This window comes from Pseudomonas sp. P4_B4 (genome assembly GCF_056402255.1).
Window position 1 is genome coordinate 56559 of the sequence record NZ_JBFUHS010000004.1, and the last position, 12316, is coordinate 68874.

The window sequence follows — 12316 nt, forward strand, 5'->3', positions numbered from 1 at the left end:
TGCGTGGCATCAGCTGGCGGCAAGATTAGCCGTGCGACTGTTGAGGTGCAACCGGGTGCAACCCTTTTTTTGTCGGAATATTACGCAGCTCGTCAGGAAATAAATTCTGGTACGGCTTTGCTGCATTTGCTTGGTGCTTTTTCAGAGAGTTAACACTCGTTTTTGCTCCGAAAAGGAGCAAAAAACGATTTTTAACGTTTATTTCCGCCTAGGTGCAACTTATTCCCAAGAAACTGGTTGCACCTTATTTGCTTTGTTGAATAGCATTCGCGCCCAAGGTGCAACCCGGACAAAATCCGGGTGCTCCGGCTGATGGCTTTCCTGGGGAAACATCAGTCATAAATGCGCGGGAATCCGGATCGTCTGTCAAACGTATGCGTTTGCGAGCGGTTCACCAGCCGCCGCTACATAAAAACAAAGCCAGGGCGTAACTTAATGAGCGTAAGCAATCCAACCCTGATCACGTTCGTGATCTACATCGCAGCAATGGTGCTGATCGGCTTGATGGCCTATCGCTCCACCAACAACCTTTCCGACTACATTCTGGGCGGCCGTAGCCTGGGCAGCGTCGTGACTGCACTGTCCGCCGGTGCCTCCGACATGAGCGGCTGGTTGTTGATGGGTTTGCCCGGCGCGATCTACATGTCCGGCCTTTCCGAAAGCTGGATCGCCATCGGCCTGATCGTCGGCGCCTACCTGAACTGGCTGTTCGTCGCCGGCCGTCTGCGTGTACAGACCGAGCACAACGGTGATGCACTGACCCTGCCGGACTACTTCGCCAGCCGTTTCGAAGACAAAAGCGGTCTGCTGCGGATCATCTCTGCGGTCGTGATCCTGGTGTTCTTCACCATCTACTGCGCTTCTGGCATCGTGGCCGGTGCCCGTCTGTTCGAAAGCACCTTCGGCATGTCCTACGAGACGGCGCTGTGGGCCGGTGCTGCGGCGACGATTGCCTACACCTTCATCGGCGGATTCCTGGCCGTGAGCTGGACCGATACCGTACAAGCCACCCTGATGATCTTCGCGTTGATCCTGACGCCGGTTATCGTGCTGCTGGCCACTGGCGGCGTCGACACCACTTTCCTGGCCATCGAAGCGCAAGATCCAAGCAACTTCGACATGCTCAAGGGCACCACTTTCATCGGCATCATCTCGCTGATGGGCTGGGGTCTGGGCTACTTCGGCCAGCCGCACATCCTGGCGCGTTTCATGGCTGCCGATTCGGTTAAATCGATCGCCAAGGCCCGTCGCATCTCCATGACCTGGATGATCCTGTGCCTGGGCGGTACCGTGGCTGTCGGCTTCTTCGGTATCGCCTACTTCTCGGCGCACCCGGACATGGCTGGCGCAGTCTCCGAGAACCACGAGCGTGTGTTCATCGAGCTGGCCAAGATCCTCTTCAATCCATGGATCGCGGGTATCCTGCTGTCGGCCATCCTGGCTGCGGTGATGAGCACCCTGAGCTGCCAGTTGCTGGTGTGCTCGAGCGCCCTGACCGAAGACTTCTACAAGACCTTCCTGCGTAAATCCGCCTCCCAGGTTGAACTGGTGTGGGTCGGTCGTGCCATGGTGCTGTTGATTGCTCTGATTGCTATCGCACTGGCGGCCAACCCGGAAAACCGTGTACTGGGTCTGGTGAGCTACGCCTGGGCTGGTTTCGGTGCCGCATTCGGTCCGGTCGTGCTGATCTCCGTGATCTGGAAAGACATGACCCGCAACGGCGCACTGGCCGGTATCCTGGTCGGTGCGATCACCGTGATCGTCTGGAAACACTTCGAATTGCTGGGCCTGTACGAAATCATCCCTGGTTTCATCTTCGCCAGCCTGGCGATCTACTTCGTCAGCAAAATGGGCACGCCGACTGCTGGCATGTTCCAGCGTTTTGCGGCTGCTGAGAATGATTATCGTCTGAACAAGTAATCGATTGAAGTCATCCCGTCGCGGATGAAAGAGCGGCTCGCAGCCTTTGGGTGCGAGCCGTTTTTTTTGCGTTCACTTTGGTTCCTATTTCCTCTTCGTAACCCTTTTCTACAGGGCTTGTAGGAGGTTTCCTGATTTGCCCAGATGCCTTGAATTACCTCTCTGCTCACGTACTTTGCGCTAGCCCGACTCATTTCCGAACCGGGATAACTCATCGTATACAACGGCGCATTTCCCCAAGGGATGGGGCGCCAGTTGAAAGGGATATCAAGACATGGCTATCGGGCATTACATTGGGCTAGGTGACAAAACTGACTGCGGCGGTACCGTTCTGGAGGGGGACCACACATTCAATTTCGGTCTCATCCATGCTCGTGAGGGTGATCTGGTCAGTTGCGGAAAAGACAAGAAGAGCTACCGGATCATCGGCGGCGTCTCTCACGTCCTGAGCGAGGGTCGACGAGTGGCTGGCACGCTGGACAGTTTCAGTGGTTGCCCTTGTCGAGCCAAACTGCTCCCTTCGAATTTCGAGGGGAGTTATGTCAATGAACCCCCTGCACCGAAAGCAGCCAGGGCAACCGCTCAATCGGCCGCGACTGCGCCTTCGATGACAGCCTCCAGCAATTCGACCGCGCAGCGTCCATCCAGCTTTACGTCAGTGCCAAGTGCGTCGTCTCGATCACAGCCCACCGGTCTCGACGTTCCGGAACCCGGCTTTTATATCGTGCCCAAAAGCACAACCCGCGAACAACTCGAAGCCTCGCTATTCACCCTGCGCGACCCGGCGGTGATGGGCAAATTCAAACTGCTCAATCCCAATCTGCGCGACGTTAAAGCCGGCTCGATGATCGTGCTGAGCGATCCCAACAACTTCCAGTGCACCCGTGAAGAAGCGCTGCTCATGGATGTGGCGGCCAAGACCAATCAGGTGCTTGAAACGCTTAGCCCGGAAGAGGCTGATTTCATGGTGGAACACCGGGATGCCTTCCAGGCCCTCTTGACATATAGCTCTGGCGCTATTGGCGTCGGCGCAAGTATTTTCAAAAATAATCTGGATAACGTCGGCTATGCCTTGAGGGAAATTGAAGCGTTACAACGTAGAACACTCGAAAGAGATGGGCACCTGCGCTCGCCGACCTTTTTTGTCGAGCGACAGCGTTTGCTTTCAATACTTAACCGCCACATGACGACGCTGACCCGCAAGGGGATTGGTTTTCCTCACCACATCAACTTGAAAAAAATGTTGGGCATATCCAGTCAAAGCCTGGTTCACCACTGGACCCATGCCAGCCCCGGAGGGCAAATACCTGGTCATGCCACTCATCTTGAAGGTGTAGCGAAGGCTTCAAAATACGTCCAGTACGGCGGTTGGTTAGGGACTGCCGTCGGCGGAGGAGCTTCTGCTGCGAAGGTTCAGGATGTGTGTGCTGCGGGAAATAGCGAAGCGTGTAGACGAATCCGGCTTACTGAGTCAGGCAGTTTCACGGTAGGAGTGGCTGCTGGCATGGCCACAGGCAGGATCTTAACCGCGCCGGTAGTAGGAGGCCTGTGCGTTGCTCTGGGAGTTCCAACAGGCGGCTTTTTAACGCTTGCTTGCAGTATCGTTGCGGCGGGCGCTGGCTCGTATGCGGGGGGTACGTTGGGAGAAATGAGTGGCGAGTTCATAGGCGAAGTGATTTACGAGTCGACGAAATGACTACTGCCGAAATGATTGCTGGCGGCTTGTGCGGCTTGGCGTTTGTATTCGTACTTGTCGGCAACTGTTTCGCATTACACTTGGGCTATACGAAAAGAGAATTATTATTGGAGCATTTCAAGAATAGCTCTCCAAGCATATCTAATGCTGTACGCATACATAAAGGTTATTGGGGTAGGCTTCAGCTCGTGGGAAGCGCTTGTATGGTTCTTACTTTTCCAGATTTTTTCATCAGGCACGACGTTCTAAGTGTTCAGGACTTTGAAGATTTTCCCCGTCCACTAAGATGGAAGTTAGTCGTGTTGCAATGGAGTGTTATCGCTTCATTCACTGCTATGGCCTTACTGGTCGCGTTATGGAAATCAGGAGCGCTGAAATAGCTGGCTAAGACGCGATAACGCCGCGGTTGCCTAGCGCCGGCTTTGCGCGATTAGCATGTAGTATTCTGGTCGTTGGAGTTAGTTCTTATGCTGGAGGAGAAATTGGTGGTGCATTTGGCGAAATGGTCGGAGAACAGATTTACGAGGCAGTGAAGTGATTACAGCTAAACTAATCATCGGCGGTTTGGGTGGCGTGGTCATTATCTGCCAATTCATCTGCATTGGAGTAGCTTTGTATCTGAGCTATACGAAGGGTGACTTGATGTCGTCGCACTTCAAAAGTAGCTCGTCTCTGCTGGCTTTCGGGATATATAAGAGTACGAGTCTTCATGGCAGATTGCTGTTGGTAGGAAGCATTTCTAGCATTCTTACGTTTCCAGGGTTCTTCCTTATGCGAGGTCTAGCCAATGCTGAGGATATAGATAGCTTCCCCCTCCCGCTTAAGCGCAAGCTTGTAATGTTGCAATGGAGCTTTATTGGGCTTGTAGTTTCAATGATATTGCTTGTCGTGATAGGGAAAGCGGATCTCCTCCATTAGTCGAAAAGTTGGCAGCCGACCTGGTGGCGTGCCCATTATTTACACCCGTTCGCTGCTCGGCCTGAACAGATGGATCGAAAATAAATGAAGCCCAGAGTAAAGAAATGCAAAAAATGTGGAGTGCTGGATAGAGACGGCTTATCGCTAATAGAAGGTGGGTGCTGTCTTTCGTGCCGATTAAAAAAATATGAGATGGGAAGCTTTAATATTTTGAAGGAGGCACCACTTCGATTAAAAATCCTACTTGGTGGGGTTTCGTTGATTTTTATAATGCTTTCAATTTACGCAATATATCATCAACATCTACTTTTGCCTGGAGGCGCTCGCCATCAACCATTTTTGGTAGAATTTTCAGGGCGTGGAGTGCTGATGCCGGTGTTTTCATTAACGATGTTTTCGATAAGCTTTTTGTCGTTAATTGTTTCCAATTGCCTTCGGCATTCTAGCGACCATATTTATAAAAAAATAATAAGGTACAGCTTTCACGCTGGTTGGATTTTGTATTTAGTTTCGATATTCTTTTTTCGGAAATAATCAGGCAGCCAACAGCTGGCGATTTACAAGCGCATCGCAAGTCGATCGACAAGGTTCTCCCTTTGCGCCATTCAGCCTCAAATTAATTTGATAAATTGTAGCTGTTACGGCTTTTTCGGGTGAGGTCCTAGGACGTTTCCTTCAAAACCTAGCGGTTTTCATGAAGTGGTGCGATGCGAGTGCCGTCGATAGTCTTTGGCAGCCACTGACAACTCAGTGGTGGGGTGTAGGAACCTCTCAAGGCCGATGGGAAGCACTTAGCGTCAATACTTGGTTTGTGGTCGTTTACATGCGCCCGTAAGATCAGTTGCGGCAGCTATGTGCGGGCACGCTTCGGCGTGGTCGGGTTTTCCCAAAGGTCTCGATATTCCTACCCCGCGCTTAGCTGCCACCCTAGCCTGTAGGAAGGCTGATGGCAGCTCCGATTCATCTTTGGGAGCTACTAATGAAAACAATTCACCCCGATCCACCCTACGAAAAACCAATCCCCCATCCCGACAACCGCTTCATGGCATTGACCAGCAACTGCACCGATATGCCTACCCTGTTCGTCGACACCCACGCGCCACTCGACATCCTCACCGACGCCGCCAACTACAGAATTCGCGCAGTCACCCAAGTGCTWGAGAACCTGTCCATGCGCGGTTCGATCGAGTGCGAGTCGTTCATCCTCAGCGACTTTGCCTTGCTCTGCGCCATTTCGTTGCGCGATGGCTGTGATGTGCTGGAAGTGGTTGGGCGGCGGTTGCGGGCGCGGCCTTCGGCGTAGCGCAGAGGGCTTTCGTGGCGAGGGAGCTTGCTCCCGTTCAACTGCGAAGCAGTTGTAGAACAGGTGGAGTGAAGCGTGTCAGACCAGACCGGGGTTCAGGTTTTGGGGCCGCTTCGCAGCCCAGCGGGAGCAAGCTCCCTCGCCACAGGGGGTGGTTACGGCCACTCAGCTGCGAACCCCTGACTTGCCGGCCGGTAAAAGGTAAACTTCCCGGCCTTCGCAGGAGCAGCCATGAATTATCGTCACGCCTTCCATGCCGGCAATCACGCCGATGTGTTCAAACACCTGACCTTGACCCGCCTCATCGCCCTGATGTCGCGCAAGGAGCAGCCGTTTGCCTATCTCGACACTCACGCCGGCATCGGTCTGTATGACCTTCAGGGTGATCAGGCCAACCGTACCGGCGAGTACCTGGAAGGCATTGCGCGTTTGTGGGATCAGCCGGATCTGCCGATCCTGACCGCTGATTACATGCAAGTGCTGCACGAGATGAACCCGGATGGCCAGTTGCGCTATTACCCGGGGTCACCGGAGCTGGCACGACGCCTGACTCGTCCGCAAGACCGCGTGTTGCTCAACGAGAAACACCCGGAAGACGGCTTGCTGCTCAAGGACAACATGGCCGGTGATCGCCGGGTCAAGGTGCACCTGGGTGAAGGCTGGCATGTGCCGCGAGCCTTGCTGCCGGTGCCGGAGAAGCGTGCGGTGATGCTGATCGATCCGCCGTTCGAGAAGCTCGACGAGATGCAGCGCTGTGCCGCGTCGTTGAAGGAAGCGATTGGCCGGATGCGCCAGACAGTGGCGGCGATCTGGTACCCGGTGAAGGATCAGCGCGCGCTGCGCCGCTTCTATCAGGACCTGGCCGGTACCGGTGCGCCGAAGTTGTTGCGGGTGGAGTTGCTGGTGCATCCGCTGGATACGCCCAACAGCCTGAACGGTTCCGGGCTGGCGATTGCCAATCCGCCGTGGGGGTTGGAGGAAGAGTTGCGTGAGTTGCTGCCGTGGCTGTCCCAGAAGCTGGGGCAGACCCAGGGTGGGTGGCAGATGGATTGGTTGATTGCCGAGAGTTGATCAGCAATCAACAACCTGTGGCGAGGGAGCTTGCTCCCGCTGGGGTGCGAAGCACCCCTAAAAACCGGTAACTGCGTTCTTTCAGTAAGAACCGGTTCTCCGGTTCTCCGGTTTTGCGATTGCTGCGCAACCGAGCGGGAGCAAGCTCCCTCGCCACAGTTCAGGGTTAGTTACCCGCCAGGCTCAGTGGCATGCACACGCCGGTACCGCCAATGCCGCAATAGCCTTCCGGGTTTTTCGCCAGGTATTGCTGGTGATACGTCTCGGCAAAGTAGACGGTCGGGGCCTGGTCGATTTCGGTGCTGATTTCACCGAGACCGGCCTTGGATAGCTCGGCCTGGTAGGTTTCCTTGCTCTTGAGCGCCGCGTCCAGTTGTTCCTGGCTAGTGGCGTAGATCACCGAACGGTACTGGGTGCCGATGTCATTGCCCTGGCGCATGCCTTGCGTCGGGTTGTGCAGTTCCCAGAACATCGCCAGCAGTTCTTCGTAGCTGACCTTGGCCTTGTCATACACCACCAGCACCACTTCGGAGTGGCCGGTCAGGCCCGAGCAGACCTCTTCGTAGGTCGGGTTCGGCGTGTAGCCGCCGGCGTAGCCGACCACGGTGCTGACCACGCCTTCACGCTGCCAGAAGCGGCGTTCCGCACCCCAGAAGCAGCCGAGGCCGAAGATTGCGAAGTCGACATCTTCGAAGAACGGGCCGAGCAAGGGGGTGTCTTTAAATACAAAGTGCTTTTCAGGCAGGGGCATCGCGGTTTCGCGGCCGGGCAGGGCTTGTTCTTTAGTCGGGAGCACGTTTTTGTTCACCAGAATTTCCGAGCGCAGAACCATGATCAGTCCTCTCAGTCAGGATAATTAGACAGGCAAGCAGTTTGCCCGAGAGTTGGATCGCTGTCAGGCGATTGGACCACGCGGGTAGCGTTTGAGCTTGTCGATCAGTTCATTGCCCGGGATCGGACGGTCGAACAGGTAGCCCTGGCCGACGTCGCAGCGGTGACGGCGCAGGAACGACAACTGCTCGGCGGTTTCGATGCCTTCAGCCACGACCTTGAGTTTCAGGTTGTGGGCCATGGCGATCACCGCTGAGGTGATTTCCATGTCGTCCTGGTTGTCCGGGATCTCGTGGATGAAGCTTCGATCGATCTTGATGATGTCGATGGGGAATTTTTTCAAGTAGCTGAGCGACGAGTAACCGGTGCCGAAGTCGTCCATGGCTAGGGTCAGGCCCAGGCGCTTGAGCTGGTCGAGCTGCAAGTGGGTGTCTTCGGTGGCTTCCAGCAGCAGGCCTTCGGTCAGCTCCAGCTCCAGCAATTGAGCTGGCAGGGCTTCTTCCTTGAGGATGTTGGCAATGGAGGCCACCAGGTCCGGATCGGAGAACTGCTTGGGCGACAGGTTGATCGCCACTTGCAGGTTGCCCAGGCCGGCGGCGGTCAGCGCTTTGCTCATGCGGCAAGCCTGGCGGGCGATCCATTTGCCGATCGGAATGATCAGCCCGGTTTCTTCGGCGACGCTGATGAACTGATCCGGGCGGATCATGCCCTTTTCCGGATGGTCCCAGCGCAGCAGGGCTTCCATCCCCAATAGGCGACCGCTGCGCAGGCACAGTTTTGGCTGGTAGAACACGTCGAGTTCGTTCTGGGTCAGGGCGCGGCGCAGGTTGTTTTCGACGAACAGCTTGTAGCTGGCCTCGGCGTTCAGCGCTTCGGTAAATACTTGCACCTGGTGTTTGCCGTTGGCCTTGGCCTTGTGCAGCGCCAACCCGGCGTTGCGCATCAGGGTTTGCGGGTCGCGCCCGTGCAGCGGCGCGCAGGCCAGGCCGACGGAGCCGGTGACGCTGATCAACTGATTGTCGACGAACATCGGTTTGTCGAGGGTCGCCAACAACTGGTTGGCCACTTGCTGGCCTACCGTGAGGTCGCTGTTGTCCAGCAACACGGCGAATTCGTTACTGGCGAATCGCGCCAGGCTGCCGCTCGGGATCAGGCTGTTGCGCAGGCGCCGGGCCAGGCTGATCAGCAGTTTGTCGCCGGTCTGGTGGCCGAGGCTGTCGTTGATCCGCTTGAAGTTGTCGATGTCCACCAGCAACAGGCTGATCGGCGCGTCGCTGTCCCGGGCGAAGCGTTCATCGAGGTTGCGAATGAACGCCGGGCGGTTGCCGAGATTGGTCAGGTTGTCGGTGTAGGCCAGGCGCTCGATGCGCTGCTGAGCGAGCTTGGTCTGGGTGATGTCTTCGTAGATGCCGATGTAGTGGGTCAGCTCGCGGTTGTCGCCGTAAACCTTGGAGATCGACAACTGGCCCCAGTAGGGTTCGAGGTTTTTCCGGCGGCTCTTGAACTCGCCCTGCCAACTGTTGCTCTTGGCCAGCGCCGAAGGCGCGTCGAACAGCAGTTCGCTGAGGTTCTCCAGGGCCGGCAGTTCTGACAGGCGCTGACCGTGCACTTCTTCGGTGGAATATTGGGTGATCGCGGTGAAGCTCGGGTTGACGTATTCCACCACGCCGTCGCAGTTGACCAGCAAAAAGGCGTTGGCACTTTGTTCGACCGCACGCTGGAACAGGTGCAGGGCGCTGGTGGCGGTTCGCCGGTTGTGGTTACTGATGACCTGGGCAAACTGGTCCGCCAGCTCTCCGGCGAAGGCGATTTCATCCGACTGCCAGGCGCGGGTCGCACCGGTCTGCTCCAGGCACAAAACGCCGACCACCTGGCCATCGACGCGGATACTGGCGTCGAGCATCGCGTTGACGTCGCGCGGGCGCAGGCTTTCGGCCATCTCCCGGGTGCGCGGGTCGCGCATGGCGTTATGGGCGTCGATGGCGCGGCCGGTGTGCAAGGCGTCGAGGTAATCGGGGAACACGCTGACGTCGATTGGCTGCGGCAGCAGGTATTCCTGAGTCGTGCGGTGATAGGCCGAGATCGGCACCAGCATCGAGCCTTCGAGGTGCCACAGGCTGGCGCAGTCGATTTCGTAGATGTCGCAGGCGCTGCGGGTGATCAGCTCGGCGGCTTCGCGCAAGGAGTTGTTGCTGCTGTAGCGTTGACGGGTGAGGAGCAGGATCAGGTCCTGCTGGGCACGCACCCGGTCCAGATGCAGCAGTTGTTCCTGCTGGGCACGCTGATTGAGTTCCAGGGCGATTTGCAGGCGCGAGTTCTGGGTTTCCAGATCCAGGGCCGGTTGCAGCTGGTCATCCTCGAACAGGCCGTCGATGACCAGCAGATAGCCGCGCAACAGGTGGCGATTGTGTTGTTTGTAGGCTTCGCCCAGTTCCAGCAGATTCAGGGAACCAGAGGCGGTGTGCAGGGTGTAGCGGATCAGGTAATGCGTGCTTTCGCTCAGTTGCTGCTGGATCGCGTCGTGCAGTTCATAGCGCGCTTGCGGCTCCATCAGGCTGGCGTACGGCGAGCCCACCAGCGCGCACAGCTCAACGGCGGGCAGGCCGAACTGGCGTTCGCAATTGGGATCAAGAAACAGCAGTGCCCAGCTGGGTTCATTTAGCCGTTCGAAACGCAGCATGCCGAGCCGCGAGGGCACAGGCAACTGCGTCACTACCTCGGCCACCATACGGCTGGCGGCATCGGGTTGGCTTTTCATGGAGGGAAACTCGCTTCGAATATGCTGAACGCGCTGGGCTCTCGCCCTCTTGACTGTTGCCTGCGGCAAGGTTGCATCATTGCGACACCGACTGACAAGAGAGATGAAGGCCAAGTGCTATAAGAATATGTCGGCAGGCACGAAGATTTCTGCAGTTCCCGGCTGAAAGTATTGTTATTGATCAGATCGCAGCCTTGGGGGGCGTCCCGAAGGCTGTGATTTTTTGCCATCAGCGCAAATTAATGCCTGTCGATTGCAGCAACTTGCCATCCCGATCGTGGTAATTCACCTGAATGTGTTCTGCATCGATGACCAGGTGCGCGAAGTTATCCTGACTGATGACTTTGCCGGTCAATTCCTGTCGATATTCGCCTGCGGCGTTGCGTGCCAACGGCCGGTCGAGGATAAAGCTGGATTGACTGGCATAGGGCAGCAGTTTGATGTTGCACAATGGCGACGACACGATGGTGTGCACCTCAAAGTCCGGGTCTTCGCTGTGGGTCAGTCGACTGGTCAAGGAGCCGTGGACGTCACCGGAAACGAAAATGACATTCTTCAGCCGGTGCGAACGAATGGTCTCCAGCAACCGCAGACGTTGCCCGGGAAAACCGGCCCAGGCGTCATCCCCGTTGTGTTTGGCGTCGGGATAGAGCATCACGCTGGTGACCACCAACTTGACCCGGGCGGGGCTGTGGATCAGCCATTGGCACAAGGCATATTCCTGCTCAACATCAAGGATGTGTCGATCATCGGCGGACAGATTACGCTGGGTACGGCTATCGGTGACGAACCATTCGATATCGCCATCGGTGAACTGATACCAATAGTGCTTTGGATGCCGGCTGATCCGTCCATCGGCAAGTAATTCAAATGCCGGGCTGTGGCTGGCTTGATATAACTCATAAGCAGTGATGGCGTTTTTATATAGAACATCATCGCCTGATCTTTTCTTGGTCGGCCAGTTATCTTCAATTTCGTGATCGTCGAGGATCATGTAAGTCGATACATTGGCCATTAACCTGGAAATATGCGGCTGGGAGAAAGCTACACGGTATTTTGCGAGTATTTTCTGATATTCGCGGTCAGGCGCGAAAAAATTCAAATCGTCGACATAGATCTGATCGCCAGTCATCAACATCGCGCTGACCGGCGGGTCGGCTTGCTGTGCCAGTTGTGTAATCGAGGCAAATATCCGGTCACCCAGATGTGGCGCCGACGGGATACCGGCGGTCATCCGCAAGTAACGACATGAGCCAACGAAATAGGCTCGTGGCGTTCCGATCGTGCCGGATCGGGTGCGCAAGCGATAGAGTTCTTGCGGCCATTGCAGCGGCAGTTCTTGCAGCGAATCCACAGAGTGCCCGGCACTCGTGGTGCTGAACCTGCCGGCCTGGTATTCGTATTCGGTATCGGCCGCCAGGTTATTGAGAACAATGACATCGGACATGTCCTGCAGGCTTGTCAGCCTTACAAAGATACTTTTAAGCCATTGTTCATGCCCGGACTGCCGATAACGGATGCCGGCAAATACGGGTGCATCTTTTTGCGCTTCGCCGCGCACAAAGATACGCGCGTGATCAGTTGTAGTGTGCCCAACTATTGGGCCGACAGAGAGTTTTAGCATGTTCGAATCCATTCGAATAATGAACTAATCAACCAGTGGCTTTAAAAGTTGCCAGCGTAGTTTTGGGCGTTAAGGCTAAGTGTTTGCAGGCGGGAAAATGTCGGGCAAAAAGGGATGGGGTGTGTGGGGCAATCAAACCAGGCATGTAGGACATTGCCTGCGTTTCGTGCAGGCAAAAAAAGCCCCGCCAAATTG

8 protein-coding genes are annotated in these 12316 nt (G+C 56.0%); 5 read left to right on the plus strand and 3 right to left on the minus strand.

Annotated elements, in window-relative coordinates; all coding sequences use genetic code 11:
• The first annotated feature begins 435 nt into the window (after positions 1-435).
• The 5 genes from putP to AC1DVE_RS06605 all read left to right on the plus strand — a co-directional run bounded on the left by putP (position 436) and on the right by AC1DVE_RS06605 (position 6908).
• The gene (gene putP, locus AC1DVE_RS06585; protein ID WP_223457733.1) at positions 436-1920 is read left to right on the plus strand and encodes a sodium/proline symporter PutP; all 1485 of its coding nucleotides are present in this window, start codon (positions 436-438) and stop codon (positions 1918-1920) included.
• Between the two features lie 274 nt (positions 1921-2194).
• Positions 2195-3616: a PAAR domain-containing protein gene (locus tag AC1DVE_RS06590; RefSeq protein WP_223457735.1), complete on the plus strand. Its 1422-nt coding sequence runs from the start codon at positions 2195-2197 to the stop codon at positions 3614-3616.
• Positions 3613-3996 carry a hypothetical protein gene (locus AC1DVE_RS06595; protein WP_223457737.1) on the plus strand — a complete coding sequence of 128 codons (384 nt, stop codon included), beginning with the start codon at positions 3613-3615 and terminating at the stop codon, positions 3994-3996. The genes AC1DVE_RS06590 and AC1DVE_RS06595 overlap by 4 nt, the downstream gene beginning before the upstream one ends.
• 1517 nt (positions 3997-5513) lie before the next feature.
• Positions 5514-5837: a hypothetical protein gene (locus AC1DVE_RS06600; protein ID WP_223532266.1), complete on the plus strand. Its 324-nt coding sequence runs from the start codon at positions 5514-5516 to the stop codon at positions 5835-5837.
• Between the two features lie 231 nt (positions 5838-6068).
• On the plus strand, positions 6069-6908 hold the full coding sequence (locus tag AC1DVE_RS06605) for a 23S rRNA (adenine(2030)-N(6))-methyltransferase RlmJ (protein ID WP_223461449.1): 840 nt from the start codon (positions 6069-6071) through the stop codon (positions 6906-6908).
• Positions 6909-7074: 166 nt separating this feature from the next.
• On the opposite strand, the gene msrA is transcribed toward AC1DVE_RS06605, so the two are convergent.
• The 3 genes from msrA to AC1DVE_RS06620 form a co-directional block, all read right to left on the minus strand.
• Positions 7075-7740 (minus strand): peptide-methionine (S)-S-oxide reductase MsrA, encoded by a 666-nt coding sequence (msrA, locus tag AC1DVE_RS06610; RefSeq protein ID WP_477783853.1) that lies wholly within the window; start codon positions 7738-7740, stop codon positions 7075-7077.
• Positions 7741-7803: 63 nt separating this feature from the next.
• Positions 7804-10497: a putative bifunctional diguanylate cyclase/phosphodiesterase gene (locus AC1DVE_RS06615; protein WP_223461453.1), complete on the minus strand. Its 2694-nt coding sequence runs from the start codon at positions 10495-10497 to the stop codon at positions 7804-7806.
• Positions 10498-10726: 229 nt separating this feature from the next.
• Positions 10727-12121 carry an alkaline phosphatase D family protein gene (locus AC1DVE_RS06620; RefSeq protein ID WP_223461455.1) on the minus strand — a complete coding sequence of 465 codons (1395 nt, stop codon included), beginning with the start codon at positions 12119-12121 and terminating at the stop codon, positions 10727-10729.
• Positions 12122-12316: the final 195 nt, after the last annotated feature.

Bases quoted from the DNA above. Each gene is read 5' to 3' on its own strand.
- msrA (WP_477783853.1), bottom strand. From the start codon at position 7,740: ATGGTTCTGCGCTCGGAAATTCTGGTGAACAAAAACGTGCTCCCGACT.
- putP (WP_223457733.1), top strand. From the start codon at position 436: ATGAGCGTAAGCAATCCAACCCTGATCACGTTCGTGATCTACATCGCA.
- AC1DVE_RS06595 (WP_223457737.1), top strand. From the start codon at position 3,613: ATGACTACTGCCGAAATGATTGCTGGCGGCTTGTGCGGCTTGGCGTTT.
- AC1DVE_RS06615 (WP_223461453.1), bottom strand. From the start codon at position 10,497: ATGAAAAGCCAACCCGATGCCGCCAGCCGTATGGTGGCCGAGGTAGTG.
- AC1DVE_RS06620 (WP_223461455.1), bottom strand. From the start codon at position 12,121: ATGCTAAAACTCTCTGTCGGCCCAATAGTTGGGCACACTACAACTGAT.
- AC1DVE_RS06605 (WP_223461449.1), top strand. From the start codon at position 6,069: ATGAATTATCGTCACGCCTTCCATGCCGGCAATCACGCCGATGTGTTC.
- AC1DVE_RS06590 (WP_223457735.1), top strand. From the start codon at position 2,195: ATGGCTATCGGGCATTACATTGGGCTAGGTGACAAAACTGACTGCGGC.